Origin of the sequence: Pseudalkalibacillus sp. NRS-1564, from assembly GCF_050467905.1 — a bacterium.
Classification (GTDB): domain Bacteria; phylum Bacillota; class Bacilli; order Bacillales; family Guptibacillaceae; genus Guptibacillus; species Guptibacillus hwajinpoensis_B.
Genome location: NZ_JBITPM010000030.1, coordinates 1 through 15971, shown reverse-complemented (window position 1 = coordinate 15971; position 15971 = coordinate 1). Strand labels below are relative to the sequence as shown.

The 15971-nt window shown below is 42.7% G+C and carries 22 protein-coding genes; 2 read left to right on the top strand and 20 right to left on the bottom strand.

The genetic code is table 11. The features are described from left to right. The 20 genes from fliQ to flgB form a co-directional block, all read right to left on the bottom strand. On the bottom strand, window positions 1–270 hold the full coding sequence (gene fliQ / locus ACIFPW_RS14135; protein WP_098445458.1) for a flagellar biosynthesis protein FliQ: 270 nt from the start codon (window positions 268–270) through the stop codon (window positions 1–3). Between the two features lie 11 nt (window positions 271–281). Then, on the bottom strand, window positions 282–965 hold the full coding sequence (gene fliP / locus ACIFPW_RS14130) for a flagellar type III secretion system pore protein FliP (protein WP_226615792.1): 684 nt from the start codon (window positions 963–965) through the stop codon (window positions 282–284). Next, window positions 965–1159, bottom strand: a complete 195-nt coding sequence (locus ACIFPW_RS14125; RefSeq protein ID WP_430245184.1) for a hypothetical protein — start codon at window positions 1157–1159, stop codon at window positions 965–967. The genes fliP and ACIFPW_RS14125 overlap by 1 nt, the downstream gene beginning before the upstream one ends. Next, entirely contained in the window at window positions 1156–1542 is a 387-nt protein-coding gene (locus ACIFPW_RS14120) for a flagellar biosynthetic protein FliO (protein WP_430245182.1), read from the bottom strand. The genes ACIFPW_RS14125 and ACIFPW_RS14120 overlap by 4 nt, the downstream gene beginning before the upstream one ends. 15 nt (window positions 1543–1557) lie before the next feature. Beyond that, a complete protein-coding gene (gene fliY, locus ACIFPW_RS14115) occupies window positions 1558–2688 on the bottom strand; it encodes a flagellar motor switch phosphatase FliY (protein WP_430245180.1) in 1131 nt (376 codons plus the stop codon). Further along, complete coding sequence (gene fliM / locus ACIFPW_RS14110) at window positions 2678–3661, bottom strand: flagellar motor switch protein FliM (protein ID WP_430245178.1); 984 nt, start codon at window positions 3659–3661, stop codon at window positions 2678–2680. The genes fliY and fliM overlap by 11 nt, the downstream gene beginning before the upstream one ends. Window positions 3662–3683: 22 nt before the next feature. Next, a complete protein-coding gene (locus tag ACIFPW_RS14105; protein WP_303532536.1) occupies window positions 3684–3875 on the bottom strand; it encodes a flagellar FlbD family protein in 192 nt (63 codons plus the stop codon). A gap of 41 nt (window positions 3876–3916) precedes the next feature. Further along, complete coding sequence (locus ACIFPW_RS14100) at window positions 3917–4669, bottom strand: flagellar hook-basal body complex protein (RefSeq protein ID WP_226615797.1); 753 nt, start codon at window positions 4667–4669, stop codon at window positions 3917–3919. Between the two features lie 73 nt (window positions 4670–4742). Next, the gene (locus ACIFPW_RS14095; RefSeq protein ID WP_430245175.1) at window positions 4743–5105 is read right to left on the bottom strand and encodes a TIGR02530 family flagellar biosynthesis protein; all 363 of its coding nucleotides are present in this window, start codon (window positions 5103–5105) and stop codon (window positions 4743–4745) included. A gap of 1 nt (window position 5106) precedes the next feature. Then, a complete protein-coding gene (flgD, locus tag ACIFPW_RS14090) occupies window positions 5107–5523 on the bottom strand; it encodes a flagellar hook assembly protein FlgD (protein WP_430245173.1) in 417 nt (138 codons plus the stop codon). Window positions 5524–5533: 10 nt separating this feature from the next. After that, window positions 5534–6808: a flagellar hook-length control protein FliK gene (locus ACIFPW_RS14085; RefSeq protein ID WP_430245170.1), complete on the bottom strand. Its 1275-nt coding sequence runs from the start codon at window positions 6806–6808 to the stop codon at window positions 5534–5536. Window positions 6809–6822: 14 nt separating this feature from the next. Beyond that, on the bottom strand, window positions 6823–7668 hold the full coding sequence (locus tag ACIFPW_RS14080) for a hypothetical protein (RefSeq protein WP_430245168.1): 846 nt from the start codon (window positions 7666–7668) through the stop codon (window positions 6823–6825). A 12-nt stretch (window positions 7669–7680) separates the two neighbouring features. Next, the gene (locus ACIFPW_RS14075; protein WP_430245166.1) at window positions 7681–8100 is read right to left on the bottom strand and encodes a flagellar export protein FliJ; all 420 of its coding nucleotides are present in this window, start codon (window positions 8098–8100) and stop codon (window positions 7681–7683) included. Window positions 8101–8135: 35 nt separating this feature from the next. Beyond that, on the bottom strand, window positions 8136–9455 hold the full coding sequence (gene fliI, locus ACIFPW_RS14070; protein WP_430245164.1) for a flagellar protein export ATPase FliI: 1320 nt from the start codon (window positions 9453–9455) through the stop codon (window positions 8136–8138). Beyond that, window positions 9445–10242 carry a FliH/SctL family protein gene (locus tag ACIFPW_RS14065; RefSeq protein WP_430245162.1) on the bottom strand — a complete coding sequence of 266 codons (798 nt, stop codon included), beginning with the start codon at window positions 10240–10242 and terminating at the stop codon, window positions 9445–9447. Before ACIFPW_RS14065 ends, fliI begins: the two co-directional genes overlap by 11 nt. After that, the gene (fliG, locus tag ACIFPW_RS14060) at window positions 10235–11248 is read right to left on the bottom strand and encodes a flagellar motor switch protein FliG (RefSeq protein ID WP_430245159.1); all 1014 of its coding nucleotides are present in this window, start codon (window positions 11246–11248) and stop codon (window positions 10235–10237) included. Before fliG ends, ACIFPW_RS14065 begins: the two co-directional genes overlap by 8 nt. Window positions 11249–11257: 9 nt before the next feature. Continuing rightward, the gene (gene fliF / locus ACIFPW_RS14055) at window positions 11258–12898 is read right to left on the bottom strand and encodes a flagellar basal-body MS-ring/collar protein FliF (RefSeq protein WP_303532556.1); all 1641 of its coding nucleotides are present in this window, start codon (window positions 12896–12898) and stop codon (window positions 11258–11260) included. A gap of 21 nt (window positions 12899–12919) precedes the next feature. Continuing rightward, window positions 12920–13210: a flagellar hook-basal body complex protein FliE gene (fliE, locus tag ACIFPW_RS14050; protein WP_303532558.1), complete on the bottom strand. Its 291-nt coding sequence runs from the start codon at window positions 13208–13210 to the stop codon at window positions 12920–12922. A gap of 22 nt (window positions 13211–13232) precedes the next feature. Next, window positions 13233–13676: a flagellar basal body rod protein FlgC gene (gene flgC, locus ACIFPW_RS14045; protein WP_226615807.1), complete on the bottom strand. Its 444-nt coding sequence runs from the start codon at window positions 13674–13676 to the stop codon at window positions 13233–13235. 5 nt (window positions 13677–13681) lie between these two features. Beyond that, on the bottom strand, window positions 13682–14071 hold the full coding sequence (gene flgB / locus ACIFPW_RS14040) for a flagellar basal body rod protein FlgB (protein WP_430245157.1): 390 nt from the start codon (window positions 14069–14071) through the stop codon (window positions 13682–13684). A 243-nt stretch (window positions 14072–14314) separates the two neighbouring features. Between flgB and ACIFPW_RS14035 the strand changes: the two genes are divergently transcribed. Together ACIFPW_RS14035 and ACIFPW_RS14030 are read left to right on the top strand one after the other, a co-directional pair. Next, window positions 14315–15136, top strand: coding sequence for a flagellar hook-basal body protein (locus ACIFPW_RS14035; protein WP_303532564.1), 822 nt, complete (start codon window positions 14315–14317; stop codon window positions 15134–15136). 11 nt (window positions 15137–15147) lie between these two features. Then, the gene (locus ACIFPW_RS14030) at window positions 15148–15945 is read left to right on the top strand and encodes a flagellar hook-basal body protein (RefSeq protein WP_430245154.1); all 798 of its coding nucleotides are present in this window, start codon (window positions 15148–15150) and stop codon (window positions 15943–15945) included. Window positions 15946–15971: the final 26 nt, after the last annotated feature.

Here is a 15971-nt window from a genome sequence, read left to right as displayed (position 1 = left end):
CTAGCCGATAAACCTATAAAGATTTTGATATAAGTTCGTTGTGTAATCGAGTAGCGTTGTGAGCATCCACGGTCCAAACAGAACGATCGTTAACAGAACGGCAACGATTTTGGGAATGAACGCAAGCGTCTGTTCCTGAATTTGCGTCATCGCCTGAAACACACTCACGATTAACCCAACGCCAAGTGCGATTAAGAGAAGCGGAGCTGAAATAATAATCACCGTATAAACAGCATCTTCTGCAAGTGAAATGACCATATCCGGCGTCATCGTCGTCCTCCTTAGAAGCTTAATAGAAGTGATTCGACGACCAAATACCAGCCATCGACAAGCACAAATAGTAGAATTTTAAATGGTAGTGAAATCATGACAGGCGGCAGCATCATCATTCCCATCGCCATAAGCGTTGAGGCCACAACCATGTCAATAATAAGAAATGGAATGAAGATAATAAATCCAATCTGAAACGCCGTTTTCAGTTCTGAAATCGCAAAAGCTGGAACGAGTGCGGTTAACCGAATATCTTCGATCGACTCGGGCTTTTCAAGCTCAGCGTATTTATAAAAAAGGGCAAGGTCTTTCTCTCGTGTATGTCCTGCCATAAACTCTTTAATCGGAAGCTCTGCGGCATCGAGCGCTTCCTCCTGTCCAATCTCTTCGTTTATATAAGGCTGTAACGCCTCGCTATTAATCTCTGAAAGAACAGGGGACATCACGAAAAAAGTTAGAAAGAGTGCTAGTCCGACCAACACTTGATTCGGCGGCATAGATTGTGTTGCGAGCGCCGAGCGTACGAAGGAGAGGACAACAACAATTCGTGTAAAACACGTCATCAATACAAGAATGGCAGGAGCTAGCGATAGCACAGTTAGAAGCAGGACAAGCTGAATCGTAACGGAAACATCTTCTGTTGCGTTTGAACCGAAATCTAGTCCTGGGATCGTTAAGTTTATGAGTAAATCCATCACTTATCGTCCCTTCCGCTTCCGTCATCCCAATAATCCTTACGTTTGTTTCTTTGCTTCTTCAAACTTGCCTGAATCATCTCTTGAATTCCTGCTTGCTTTTGATTCATAAACGAAAAGCCCGAACGCTGTTCTTCAGCTTGATCTAAAATACGCTTCACTTCTTCACCCTGAATTTCCTTAAGAAGGTTCACGTTATCTCCAACCCAAGCATGTAGAGGGAATCCCCGACCTTGACCATTTGAACGGATTTATTGTTACCAAGCGGTGTTCCGCCAATTTGAGTGAAAACGGAATGGTGCTGAAGCTTTTGTTGGCGTTTGGACAGAAAGCGAATCAGCAAATAAATGAGGCCAACCACGACGATCGTATAGAAAACGAGCTTGATTAGTAGAAAGAAAATATTTGTGTTTGAACCTTCCACTTCAGCAGGCTGCTCTTCTATATCAGCAGGGTCATCCCCGTTTTCTGTGAGCCAGTCTTTCACACTTCCATTATCTGCCGCTGCGATGGCGTTAAGCGGCATTACTAAAACAAGGCTGAGGAGTGTCATGATGCCAATCACAAGGTGTCTCACTTTTAAGCACTCCTTCTAACGCAGCTTTGATAAACGCTCTGCTGCACTTAATATATCCGTTACTCTCACACCAAAGTTTTCATCGATGACGACAACTTCGCCTTTGGCAATGAGTTTACTATTGATCAAAATATCAACTGGCTCTCCCGCAAGCTTATCAAGCTCAAGAATCGATCCGTGTGAGAGCTCAAGAATGTCTTTTACAATACGCTTTGTTCGCCCTAACTCCACCGTTACTTGAAGAGGAATATCTAGGAGCATGTTCAAATTTCTTTGTTCCCCGTACGGATGATCTTGCTGGCTAAAATTTGTGAACTGCACGTTTTGGATATTCGGTTCAGGTTCTTTCACACGCGTCGCAAATGAATCCATCGATTCTCTTTCTTCTTCCTCATGATTCTTTTGTTGATGTAACGATAGGTGCTGTTGCTGCAATTCAGCTTCATGCTCCTTTACCTGCTGTGTCTCTTGTTCCTGCACGGCTTCCCGAAGATCTTCTTCACTTATTAGTAATTCACTCACTTGCTTTGCTACAGATGCAGGTAGGACATGGTGTACAACCGTTTGAACAATCGATCCTATGGAAAGTTCAAACGAAACGTTCATATACACTGATTCAGCGGCTTTTTCCAATAACATAGAATTAGCAGGTTCTGAAACAACTTGAAGATTCGTAAATGTTCCTGTAAATGAAGAACCTGATGCCATGCTCAGTCCTTTATGTATGCTCTCCATCATTCCTGTCATAACAGCAGTTAAACTCTTATCAACACTCTCGTCACCTTCATCACCCTTTGCCACAAGCCAGATGTCAGCCATATCTTGGGCATCAGGTGGATTGAGCATAATGATCGATTCGCCGGAAGATGCCCCTTCATAGCGAATCGCGGCCTCAACATAAGGAAGGGCTAATTCTTGTTTAAAGCGATCGTCAGGAAGGATGTTCATCTGAACATTTGATACAAAAACGTCCTGCATGAAAACGGAAGATAATGTTGTTGTAAGGCTTCCGATCGCAACGCTAAAAAGTTCATTTAATGCTTCTTCTTCAATTGAATGAAAATACACGTTAGGTTCCTCCCTTCCTGCTGCTGTCTCTTGAAATAATGCGTTGATTTCATCTTTTGAAAGGCGATTATCCGTCATGGCCTACTTCCTCCTCTTCCTTCACTTCTGTAATTTGTACGGCCATCCGACCTTTCGAAGTCCCTGGCTGTCCATGGAACTTCACCCGGTTATCGACCCTCACAATCAATGGATCTGAGACGGTTTGATCCAACCGAATCACATCTCCATCTTCTAGATTTAAAAATTCTTCAATCGTGATTTCAGAGTGGCCTAGCTCAGCGATAATGCCTAAATTAGTTTTCTTAAGTCTCTTCTCAAGTTCCTTACTTTCCTGAGGCTCCCGATCCTTTTTCTGATTCGAAAGCCAGTGATGAGCTGAAAGCCTTGGCATAATCGGCTCAAGTACAACATGTGGAAGACAAAGACGGATATTACCTGTTACTTCGCCTACTTTTACATTCAGTGTCACGGTGACGACTGTTTCATTTGGAGATACGATTTGAAGAAAGTGTGGATTAACTTCAGGCTCTTTAAGCTCAGTTTTTAGCTTCAGTACCGATGTCCAGGCATCTTGAAAGCTTTCTAAGATTTTACCGAAAATCCGCTCAATAACAACCGTTTCAATTTCCGTTAAGTGTGTCAGTTTTTCAGGCTGATTCCCTTGACCTCCAAGCATTCGATCCAGCATTGCATAGGCAAGCTCCGGTGCTACTTCAAGCACCATTTGTCCTTGCAATGGTGAAGCAACAAAGAGACTAAGAATTGAATTCTCTGTAATCGACTGCACAAATTCTTCAAATGGCATCTGATCAACAGAATGAACGGAGGCTTGAATGATCGTCCGAAGCTGAGCCGATGAATACGTCGTCATGAGACGTGCGTAGTTCTCATGGATACGAGTTAAAATTCTGATGTGATCTCGAGAAAAGCGAAGCGCTCTTTTAAAGTCATATGTTTGCACTTTTCTATCCTTCATTGACTTCTTTTGCCCTTTATCGTCGATGGCAGAAAGAAGTGCATCAACTGTTGCTGGAGATAGCATATCAGACAACATGGTCACCCCCGTTCTTCTATTATTTCTCTAATACGTGAATATCACGATAGAATTCCGTAACAAGCTGTTTTACTTCCTCGACTGTCTCCATCACAACGTAGCGTTTTCCATTCGTTAATAGAATCATCGTATCCGGCGTTGACTCAATCGTTTCAATGTAAATGGCATTCAACATCATCGCTTCACGGTTTAATTTAGTTAACGGTATCATATGAACAGAGCAGGCCGAGGAAACTCCTCAGCCCTTACCCCCTATCGTTTTAAATTGACGATTTCTTGAAGGATCTCATCTGAAGTTGTAATCACTCTTGAGTTCGCCTGGAAGCCACGCTGAGCTACAATCATTTCAGTGAACTCTTCGGTTAGGTCAACGTTGGACATTTCGAGTTGACCAGCGACGACGCGTGAGTCTTGAGGAAGCCCTGGTACTGCATCCCCAGATTTTTCTGTTTCACGAAAAAGTGAGTTACCTACTTTATTAAGCCCACCTGGATTTGGCACTGTGCTTATCCCTAGATTCAAAGTTTGTTGTTCATTTCCTTGAGTATCTGTATAAGTGATAACCCCATTACGATCAATACTTTTAATTTCACCGATCTGCTGAATAGGGTTACCTTGATCATCTAACACTGCGTATCCTTGTGTTGTCACAAGATTTCCTGTCGCATCAACCTGAAAAGACCCAGAACGAGCAAGGTAATCAGTTCCGTCACTTCTTACTGTAAAATACCCATCCCCCTGAATACTCAAATCCGTCTGTACCCCTGTCGTCATTGGTGATCCGGGACTATCTACCATATTAATCGCCGATACGGATGAACCAAGACCTACCTGTTTCGAATTTACGGAGTTTCCTGCCACGCTCTGACTGAGTAGATCTTCAAACAGCACTCTACTTTTCTGGTAACCTACTGTATTTACGTTCGCAATATTATTCCCGATAACATCTAGCTTTGTTTGAAAGCCTCTCATTCCTGAAACGCCTGAGTACATTGAATTTAACAAGTTGTTTCCCCCTCTAATTGTTTCGCTGCTTCAATCGGTCCACAGCGAATCGGCCTCCTGCTCGGTCCGGCCATTATAAAATAAGTGCTGAGTCAATGTTTGTGACGATTTGATTCTCCATACTATCCTGCTTCATAGCAGTAATGACTTTATTGTTTTTGACGCTAACAACAAAGGCGAGATCTTTCATTAACATAAGCGACTCGTTTGATCCTTTTTCTCTCGCTTTTTCTACTCCATCATTTAGCTTTTGGAGCTGATTGTCCGAAAGGGAAATCCCATTTTGCTTAAGTCGAACCTGTGCGTGGTGACTAAATGAAATCTGTGAATCGATCGAATGCTTTAGTTGATCAGCAAAAGATTTTTTTGAATTCTCCTGTTTTGTAGTTAGTTGAATCGGTTGCTTTGGATAATAAACTTGATTGATTTGAACCATACTATTCCCCCGTTTCGATACGCTCTAATAGGGAGATATCTACCTGTTTGCCACTATCAAGTTCTGCGAGTACTTTGCCTTCTTTGTATAAAACAGCTTCTACCTTACCTGCGTTCGCTTCGTTATTCTCCTGCCACTGAACGCTTTTACCAATTAAATGTGCGTAATCCTTCATCGAGCTTTGTAACTGACTATCGAAAAATTTATTCATCGACTTATTCATGTTTGTCATTTGCTCGAGTGAACTAAATTGCGCCATCTGCCCGATAAATTCAGTATCTTGCATCGGCTGCATCGGGTCCTGGTTTGAGAGCTGAGCAACGAGAATTTTCAAGAAATCATCTTTTCCTAACTGACCAGGTGCCTCTGTTTTTTGTGTTTGAACAGCTGATGTTGCTGTGACAGAACCTGTATTCATGTCACCCCTCCTAAATAGCGTAATTAATCCCACTAGATGCGCCTTCTTCTTGCTCATTCGTTACGAGTGGATTCTCTTCTAATTCATATTCACCTTTTCGCCCTTGTCGGTGCTTTCCTTGTTGAAACGCCTGACCCTGCTCCTGGCGACCATCCTGCATGAACGATTGTTGTGAGCCCTGCGGCTGTTGAACGACTTCCACTTTATCAAGTTGGATGCCCTGTTGAATGAGCGTATGACGTAGCTGGTGAAGCTGTGATTCAATCATGTCCTTTGCCCCTGAAGTCGCTGTTATAATGTGCGCTGTCACTTTCCCATCAGAAGTTGTTAGCCGAATATCAAGTTGACCGAGATTTTCTGGAGAAAGCTTAATTCTTATGTTTGTTTCATCTCCATTTTTCGATAGTTGCATGCGCTCGGTAATCATTTCACTTAGCTCCGATGCAACATAACGAGCCGGAACTGGTGTAGTCGATTCCTTGATGGTTGTTTGAGATTCATTACCTTTAGCTAGCGGAAGCGCTTCTGGCTTCTCGTCTATCTGAATTTCATCTCCAGACATTTGATCTGTCACAAGCTTCTCTTGATTATCAGCTACTTCTCCAGATACGCTCTTTTCGACGAGTGCCTTAGTTTCTTTTCCTTCAGGAACACTATGTTTTGGAGTCTCTACTTGAACTTCAATAGCTTCTCCATCTAACTGGACGTTTTGATCGGAGTCCATAACAAGTTTTTTATCTTGTTTCGGTTCAGTCGCCATTCTCTCCATCATTGAAAGGAGCTCTTTCGGCTCTTTCATCTTCAACTCTTGCATAAGTTTCATAACATTAGATGGAAGTTTCGTCTCTACCTCAAACGTTTCAGAAAGAACTTGTTCTTCATTTTGTAAGACTTGCTCGATTTCTACAAACTCACTTTTTGTAAAACCGGGTAGACTTACTTCCTCCTGTATACGATTAGCATTCACTTGTAGTGGTTCACCACTCATGTCAGTTCCTTGTTGGGCAAGCGATTTCGATAAAGAGTTTTGATCATGTTGAACTGGCGGAACATTGACAGCACCCATCATGAGAAGGTGCACGGGGGCTTCACCACTACTATTTGTTGGCTTATTGTCTCCCTCTTCTAACTCGCTTTCGTTATGTGTCTCTGAATACTCACTTTCACTCACATTAAGCTTTTTTCCTAAAGCACTTAATAACGTTGAAAATCCAGTTGGACTATTTTCAGTTCGAACCTTAGGCTGAACGATTATGTTTTTTCCAAGTGACTGGATAGCGTTCACTATTTCACCTCCTTTTAATTGGCTAAATCAGCTATGTAACTAGAAGAAATCGATTCTTCCATTTCTCCAAGTAACCCTGTACGCTTCTCTTCATCAAATTCTTTCAGAATGGAAAGCCCTACTTCTTTCTCCTCTTTAGACTGAGCCATCTCCGATAGGATTTGGGCCGCTTCTTCGTCAGTCATTTCTGACAAATTATCAGCTACGTCTGAAACAGAAAGCGAACTATCTTCGCGATCAATCGCATTCATCAGGAGCGTTACTCTCTCTTGCATTGCAGCAATCTCAGGATCGTCTGCTTTTTCAATATCTCTTAACGCGATCGTTAAATCTGCTGCTACAGCTGCATTCATTTTGCCTAGTACAGCGGCTTGCTCTGTGCTTCCCATTGCATCAAGCAGGAGAGCTGCCTCGTTTAACGTAAGATTTTCCATAATCATCGCGGACTTCGATGCTGATATTCCTTCATACGTTTTTGCTAACTCCTGAAGCTTCTTCTGTCGCTCTTCCTTGTCAGCTAATTCGCTCTTCATTTCTTCAGCTAACGATTCCAGCTCAGACTGTTTTTTCTTCAGCTCGATTTCTTGCTCATCTAACTGCTTTTTCAAGTCTGAGATTTCGCCATCCTTTTGATTGATTTCTTGTTCTAGCACTTCATCTTGATTTTGATCAGTAGCCTCAGCTGTAAAATTATCTTCTACATATGCGATCGGCTTCTTACTAAGTGAAGTGGCCATTGCGAACAGATCGTATCCAAGAAACGGAAGAACAACAAGCATAACCGTAGCGATAAACGCGAGCGGCAAGAGAAAACCGTGGATGATGCGTTCTTTCCATGAACTCTTCTGTCGCTTTCGCATTCCCCTCACCCCTTAGCCGTTTCTTGCAAGCATATACGCACGTACGGTATTTAAATCATCTTGCTCATTTTGTTCAATCATTTTCATATCGTGATAAAACTCTTCTTTTCTCGTCTCTTTGATTGACTGCCACGTTTTCTCTTCTCTTACTTTAGAAGCAAGCGTGTCCTGCTGCTCACTCACTTGATGTTCAACTTGAATCAGCTGATTTCTTTTCTGGTGGAGCTGCCCCTCAAGATAGGTAATATGCTCTTCTTCCTTAAGAAGATCTATAATGGAAACCCCTTCTTGTTGACGCTCTTCCAGTCTCTGACGCATGGAAAGAACCGCTTGCTCAAGATCACGCATGGAATGCTCGATATCCACTTGTGCTTTGAGTGATTCAGCCATGTCTAGCTGTGCCTGTGATTTTTCATTTTCTTTTACATCCAAAATCCGTTGAAATGGGAATTGAAAAGCTGCGATGGTTAGTCATCCTTTCCAAATCGGGATAAAAGCCAGTCCTGACTTTCTTCAAATGAAGCCTGATCATCAATGCCCTGCTTAATATATTTCTCAATCTCCGGATGAATCGAGATCGCTTTATCAATATTGCTGTTCGTTCCAGCTTTATAAGCGCCAATATTAATAAGGTCTTCAGAAGAAACATACACAGCAAGAAGTCGCTTAAATTCTTCTGCAGACTTCATATGCTTTGGAGTCACAATTTCTTTCATCACACGGCTAACACTCTCTGAAACGTTAATCGCTGGATATTGGCCTTTTTGAGCGAGCTTCCGATCCAAGACAATATGCCCATCTAGAATCCCTCGCACCGCATCTGCAATCGGTTCGTTCATATCGTCACCATCAACAAGAACAGTGTAAAAAGCTGTAATCGATCCCTGTTCAGCTGTGCCAGATCGTTCTAACAATTTGGGTAAAAGAGCAAATACGCTTGGTGTATATCCCTTACTAGTTGGTGGCTCTCCAATTGCCAGCCCAACTTCCCTCTGTGCCATGGCAAAGCGTGTCACAGAATCCATCATTAGCATGACGTTCTTTCCTTGATCACGAAAGAACTCTGCGATCGCCGTTGCCGTAAGCGCCCCTTTGATCCGCTGTAGTGGAGGCTGATCAGATGTTGCCACAACGACAACCGATTTTTTAAGACCCTCTTCACCAAGATCACGCTCAATAAAATCTCTTACTTCCCGTCCTCGTTCACCGATCAAGGCGATCACATTCACATCGGCTTCTGAATTTCGAGCCGCCATTCCCATTAACGTACTTTTTCCAACGCCACTTCCGGCAAAAATACCGATCCGCTGTCCTTGACCGACTGTTAACAGTCCATCAATAGCGCGAACACCAAGCTGAAAGGGGGTCGTAATGCGCGGACGCGTCATTGGATTTGGTGGCTTTCGATTTGTGGATACAGCCTTCAGTCCACCAGGGAGATCCGAGTAATCAAGAGGTCTGCCGCGCCCATCGAGAATCGTTCCAAGTAGTGAATAGCCCACTTTCACTTCAAGTGGCTGTCCTGTCGCCACTACAAGGCAACCTGGACCAATTTCTGATAGGTCATGCATCGGCATGAGCAGAACACGATTTTCGCGAAAGCCAACTACTTCTGCTTCAATTGGTTCCTTTGATGGTCCTGGATAAAGGTAGCAAAGCTCACCAATTTTAACCTCTGGACCAAGTGATTCGATCGTTAGCCCAATAACCTGTGTCACCTTGCCATACTTCTGGACCGTTTCCATCGAATGAAGCTGCGAAAGATATGGCTCAACATTAATGCTCATCGACAGTTCGCTCCTCAAACATAGCAAGCAGCTGTTTCTTCATCTCAGAAAGCTGGCTGTTAATCGAAATATCGTACGACCCGCTCGGCGTATGAACAAGTCCTGAACCGACTTCCGAGTCACTCATCGGCACAAGCTTTAAGCTCGCATTCACATCAAGTTGTTTTTCAAGCTCGTCAACCATTGGTATCACATGCTGATAATCTTCTGTTGAAACTTGAACAATGACTTCTCCACGATCCTTTACTTTCTTTAGCGTATCTTTCACCATGCCAAGCAGCGTCTCTGGATTTTGTTCCATTTCTTTTAAAATGATTTTCTTCGCAATGGCTGTGCTTAGCGATAGAAGAAACGGTTCAGCATCCTGAATTAATTCTTCCTTCTTGTCATAAGCGCCCTTTACCATGTGTTCCATTTCCTTCTTCTTTTCATCGAGCTCGAAATGAATTTGCTGCATGCCTGCTTCATAACCCGCTGTATATCCGCTTTCTTCTGCTTCTCGATACGTTTTCTTCGTGATTTCCTGCCACTCAAGCTCTTTTTGTTCCTGCTTTTTCTCAAGATTTTGATGAACGTTCGCTTCTTCATCTCCAAGTCTTGTTCGAATTGTATGATAAAGATCTTCTAGCCGGATCATCATCTCAAGAAGCTGCGATTTCTTTTCTTCAATTGTCGTAGTACGAGAAGGCAATATGCGATTTCGCTTTGGCTCTGCGACCGTTCGCTGCTCAATTACTTTCGGAACGGCTCGCTTCTCTCCAGAGGTTTTTCTGATGATATTAGACAATCAGATCATCTCCTCCACCGCGTGCAATCATGACATCACCTGTTTCTTCGAGGTAACGGATGACAGAAACGATGCGTGTTTGCGCTTCTTCCACTTCACGAAGCCTAAGTGGCCCCATCAATTCGATCTCTTCTTTCACCGTATCTACCCGGCGGTTAGACATGTTTCGGAAAATTGTATCCTTCACATCGTCACTCGCTACCTTAAGCGCTATAGAAAGATCTTCATCTTTCACTTCACTAATGACGAGGCGAATGGATCGGTCATCAAGCGTAACAATGTCTTCAAAGACAAACATCCGCTTCTTAATTTCTTCTGCTAGGCTTGGATCATCTTTCTCAAGCGAGCTAAGAATTGTTCTTTCCGTACTTCGATCAACACTGCTTAGAACTTGAACTATTGATTCCACACCACCAGTAAACGCATAGTCCTGCGAACCGCTAGCGTTAAGCTTACCTTCAATGATCTTTTCAAGCTGACTAATCACTTCTGGTGAGGTACTATCCATCAGCGCAATTCTTCTTGCCACATCTGCCTGACTTTCTTGAGGTAGCGAGGATAAAATTTTGGAAGATTGCTTCGCATCAAGATAAGATAAGACAAGAGCGATCGTTTGGGGATGCTCCTGCTGTAAAATGTTTAGAATTTGATCAGGATCTGCTTTTTTTGCGAATGCAAATGGCTTTACCTTTAAATTGATGCTTAAGCGAGACAAAATTTCTTCTGCCCTTTTCGGTCCTAGCGCTTGCTCAAGGATATGTCTTGCGTATTCAATTCCTCCGACGGCAATGTAATCCTTTGCTTTTACCATCTGGATAAACTCATCCACGACGGCTTCTCGCTCATCGGGCTCAACTTTGCGAAGCTCTGAAATGCCAAGCGCAAGCTGATCAATTTCCTTCTCAGATAAGTGTTTAAATGTTTGAATCGAAAGGTCAGCACCTAAAGAAGTGAGAAGGATCGCTGCTTTCTGAGTTCCTGTTAATTCTTCTAAACTACTCACCATCCAATCCCCCTACTCTTCGTTCATCCATAGTCTTAGTAGTTTCACAAACTCTTCCGGATCATTTTTTGCGAGAGTTTCAATTTCATCTTTTCCAATTAGTGCATCAGGTGTCATATCCACTTCACGTTCTTCTTTTTCCCTCGGCAAGTAGTGATCCTCTGGTACACTGTACGCCTGTTCAAATTCCATGAAGTCGTCCTCATCCTTATTTCCTTTTCGGCGGAAGAGAAGAATGATTCCACCAATTAGAAGAATACCAACGCCACCAGCTACCGCATAAATCACCCAGCTTGGAACACTGTCTAGAACAGAAGAAAAGATGTCTGGCTTTGGCTCTTCATAGTCCGCACGCCCTCTAAATTCATTCGCAAATACAGAGATACGTTCTTCAAGAGCAGCATCCTCAAGCGGAACATCACTTTCACTCAAAGACGTACGGACAACATTTTTGAGCACAGTGCGAATATCTTCTATATGAGCTGCTGTTAAACTAGTCATATCGTCAGCGACAGGTGGCTCTACACCAACGTTAATTGTAATATCATCAATCATATAAGGGCTTTCTTCGATTTCTTTATGAATACGATTCACTTCACGATTGATGCGATCTTCTACTTTTTCATAAGAGCCGTCGCCCTTGGCATCTGGGTCATCTGCATTATAGTTTGGAATCTCGCCTTCATCTGTACCCGTTCCATCCTGGGCAGCGGCTTGATCACCGGAATAGGATTCCATGATTTTCTCAACGCTAATATCAATGCCTTCACCTGTTTCTTCATCAACAGGTTCGACAAGGTCTTCCGTGCGCTTTTCTTTTGTGAAATCCACGCTAGCCATTACAGAAACAACCACTTTATCTTGTCCGAGAATCATGCCAAGCATTTGCTGTAATTCTTGCTGCATGTCTTTTTCGATGCCGTTACGAATGTCCTCTTGCTGCTGGTAAGCGGATAAAGTTGTATCAACGCCGCCACTTTCGCCGTAATCAAAAGCAGTTCCGTTCTGGTCCATGATGACAATGTTTTCAACAGGGAGATTCGGAACACTTTTACTTATAAGATGATAAAGGCCTGTGATTTGGCCCTGGTCAAGCTGAGCACCAGGATCCCTCGTAAGGACGATCGAGGCAGAAGCTGTCTCACCTGTTTCATCAAGCCAAACACTTTCAGCCGGTAGGGTAATCATCACTTTTGATTCCTGAATACCGCCAATTTGTTCAATTAAATAACTCAGTTCATTTTGCATCGCATCTCGCTCTACAACATCGAATTGGCGATCTGTCATCCCCATGCCCATGTTTTCACTAAAGATGCTGTAGTTAACGTTACCGCTTTTTGGAATACCCTCAGCCGCTAGACTTACTTTTAAATCAGACGCCTGATCCTTTGGCACGCTGATCGTTGTTCCATCCGCTGAAACTTCTACCGGAATTCCCTTCTGCTCAATGGCCCCTTTGATCTCACCAGCTTCTGTCGGCGTTAAATTAGAATAAATCGGCGTTAAATTAGGTTTAGACATCCAAAAAACAAGGAATAGAAGCAGAAGAAGAGTGACCAGAAAAGTCCCTCCGATGAGCCATTTGGTTTTCGTTGAATAGCTACCCCATGTTTCTTTCCAGCGACTTGTAAAATTTAGTAGTTGTTGGTTCATCTCTTATCCATCCCTGACATACTACATTTGCATACGCATGATTTCTTGGTATGACTCAATAACCTTATTTCTCACTTCTACCGTTAAATTTAGAGATAGTGAGGCTTTTTGTGCTGCAAGCATAACCTCGTGAACATCCTGAACTTCTCCAGTCACAAGCTTATTCGTCATCTGTTCAGATGCCACTTGATTGTTGTTCACCTGTTTGATCGCATCCTGAAGCATCTGACCAAAATCAGCCGTTGCTTCACCCGAAGTAACCTGAGACTTCGCTTGTGTTGGAAGCTGCTGAAGTGCACTAATTGTGTTCATAAGATCCTCCTATGCCCGACCGTTATTTACCAAGTTCGAGCGCTTTCATATACATACTTTTGGTTGCGTTTAACGCTGTTACGTTCGCTTCATAGGAACGAGATGCTGACATCATATCAACCATTTCTTTCACCATATCCACGTTTGGCATTTCCACATAACCTTCTTCATTCGCATCGGGATGAGCGGGATTATAAACAAGTTTATTAGGAGCATTATCTTCTTTAATGTTCGACACTTTCACTCCTGTTGGCGCTTCGCCATTTCCCATTGCGGCTTGAAGCTTACTCTCGAACGAATTTTCCTTAAGCTCTACCACTTTTCGCTTGTATGGCTGCCATTCCCCATCGACGAGCTCAGAGCGAGTCGTTTCAGCGTTTGCGATATTGGACGAAACAACATCCATTCTAAGACGGTTTGCAGTTAAAGCTGAAGCACTCGTATTGAACCCATTAAATAAATTCATATGATTTAGCTCCCTCTAATTGCTTTCTGTAAATCACGGAACTGGCTGTTGGTCTTTTCAATCATCGCATTGTACCAGAGTTGATTTTTGGCAAGTTCGGCCATTTCAACATCCGTGTCGACGTTATTGCCATTTGATTGATTAAGTGTATTTTGATCCGTTTTGACAACGGTCTTTGATGCATTATTTTCGTTACTAAAAGGGACGTGTTTGGGGTTGGATTTGTAGCTCTGCAGATTCTTTGTTGCATCCTGCAGGGTGTCTTGAAATGAAACGGTTTGACGTTTGTAATTAGGGGTGTCAACATTTGATATATTTGATGTGATAGTACGCTGCTGCACCATCGACGCATTCAATGCTTGTTCAAGCGGTCTAATCGATTGAAAAACGTTCACGAAGCTTTTCACACTCCTTGTATAAAACTGTTTTTAAAGTTAAAAAATGGATACAAAACCATAGTTATACTCATTCGACAATTTTTTCGTTAGTGATAGCATAGCATTGTCAAAAATAATAGTAAATGAGTGTTTTAACCTAAAAAACGACTTTTTTCACTTAATTTTCCCATATTTAAACGGTATAATAGAGTTACAAAATTCAATGTACGCGTTCGATAGTACTACGATGGGAGCGAAATAATGTTTAAAGGCATGTATACGGCAACATCCGGTATGATGGCAAGTGAGCGAAAGCAACAATTCTTAACGAATAATTTATCAAATGCCGAAACACCGGGCTTCAAACAGGATGAAGCAACCTTCCGTTCCTTCCCTGAATATCTACTAAAAGAAAGAAATACGAACACACCTACCCCTAACTCTTCCATTGGCACTCTTCAACAAGGCGTCTATACACAAGAAGGCATTCCTAATTTCTCAAACGGTTCCCTTAAAGAAACGAGCAAACAAACAGACATGGCTCTCAACGATGAGAACCTTCCAATTGATGCAGAAACCGGTAAAAAAGGCCTACTCTTATTCGGTGTTCGCCTTGAAGATAATGACATTCGCTATACACGAAATGGAAATTTCTCAGTAAATGAAGATGGATTTCTAACAACGAGCGAAGGATACCAAGTTCTTGGGGAAGATCTTCAGCCAATTCAACTCAATGATGATTCTTTTACAATGACCGACGATGGAACAATTCGTGAAAGAAACGGAAATGAGCAACAAATATGGATTGGCTATACGGGCGATCCATCCAAGCTAGCACAGCAAGGAAATGGTGTCTTCGAATGGGAAGGTAATGAAAATGATGCACCGAGAAATATCCAGACGACAGACATCAACCAGTACGCCGTGAAGCAAGGATTTCTCGAAGGATCGAACGTTGATATGACGACCACGATGACCGATATGCTGAATACTTATCGTTTATATGAAGCAAACCAAAAAGTACTACAAACTTATGATCAAAGCATCGACAAGTCAGTCAATGATGTTGGTCGCGTTTACTAGGAGGGTTACGATTGAATATCCAGATGGCCACAGCCTCTTCTTCACTTAGTCAGACACAAAAGAAAATAGATACAATCGCAAATAATATTGCGAACGTGAATACAGCAGGGTACAAAAGCCGTGAAGCGACGTTTCAAAATCTATTAACTCAAACGTATGCGAACCAAACAGGTGAGGCCACGGAGCCTGGAAGAGAAACACCAGAAAATCTTCGCGTTGGTTTCGGCTCAAAAATCGGCTTAACAACCCTTCGTAATGAACAAGGATCAGCACAAGAAACTGGCAGAGATCTTGACGTCATGCTTGAAGGAGAGAACGTCTATTTCCGAACTCAAAATGGTGATAGTATTCACTACACAAGGGACGGATCATTCGAACTACAAAATCAGAATGGGACTTTGTCACTCGTGAATAATAGCGGTAACCCGATTCTAGACACGAGCGGAAATGCGATTACATTTAACAGCGATCCGGCTAAACTTGCCATCTCTGATACTGGAGAAATTGTGGCGACAGATGCAACTGGAAATGAACAAACCTATCAACTTAGCATCGCCAAGATTAATCGGCCCGAGGCTCTCACCAATGTGGGAGGAAATGAATTCTCTCTTCAAGATACTGAGCAGCTTGAGCTTGTCGCTCCTGGGGAAGAATTTAAAACGAGACAGGGATTTCTCGAAATGTCGAACGTTGATCTAGCGAACGAAACGACCGAGATGATCTCAACCCAGCGGTTACTTCAATTCCAGAGCCAGGCGATAAAGATGGCCGATGAAATGATGGGACTGGCGAATACGATTAAGAGATAAATGAACTAGATAACCAAAACCCCTCT

Coding starts and splice junctions, on each gene's coding strand:
- ACIFPW_RS14035 (WP_303532564.1), top strand. CDS start 14,315: ATGTTTAAAGGCATGTATACGGCAACATCCGGTATGATGGCAAGTGAG.
- fliG (WP_430245159.1), bottom strand. CDS start 11,248: ATGGTGAGTAGTTTAGAAGAATTAACAGGAACTCAGAAAGCAGCGATC.
- fliP (WP_226615792.1), bottom strand. CDS start 965: ATGGATTTACTCATAAACTTAACGATCCCAGGACTAGATTTCGGTTCA.
- fliF (WP_303532556.1), bottom strand. CDS start 12,898: ATGAACCAACAACTACTAAATTTTACAAGTCGCTGGAAAGAAACATGG.
- fliI (WP_430245164.1), bottom strand. CDS start 9,455: ATGAGCATTAATGTTGAGCCATATCTTTCGCAGCTTCATTCGATGGAA.
- fliQ (WP_098445458.1), bottom strand. CDS start 270: ATGACGCCGGATATGGTCATTTCACTTGCAGAAGATGCTGTTTATACG.
- ACIFPW_RS14095 (WP_430245175.1), bottom strand. CDS start 5,105: ATGGTTCAAATCAATCAAGTTTATTATCCAAAGCAACCGATTCAACTA.
- fliE (WP_303532558.1), bottom strand. CDS start 13,210: ATGAACACAATTAGTGCACTTCAGCAGCTTCCAACACAAGCGAAGTCT.
- ACIFPW_RS14105 (WP_303532536.1), bottom strand. CDS start 3,875: ATGATACCGTTAACTAAATTAAACCGTGAAGCGATGATGTTGAATGCC.
- flgC (WP_226615807.1), bottom strand. CDS start 13,676: ATGAATTTATTTAATGGGTTCAATACGAGTGCTTCAGCTTTAACTGCA.
- flgD (WP_430245173.1), bottom strand. CDS start 5,523: ATGAATACAGGTTCTGTCACAGCAACATCAGCTGTTCAAACACAAAAA.
- ACIFPW_RS14080 (WP_430245168.1), bottom strand. CDS start 7,668: ATGCGAAAGCGACAGAAGAGTTCATGGAAAGAACGCATCATCCACGGT.
- fliY (WP_430245180.1), bottom strand. CDS start 2,688: ATGACGGATAATCGCCTTTCAAAAGATGAAATCAACGCATTATTTCAA.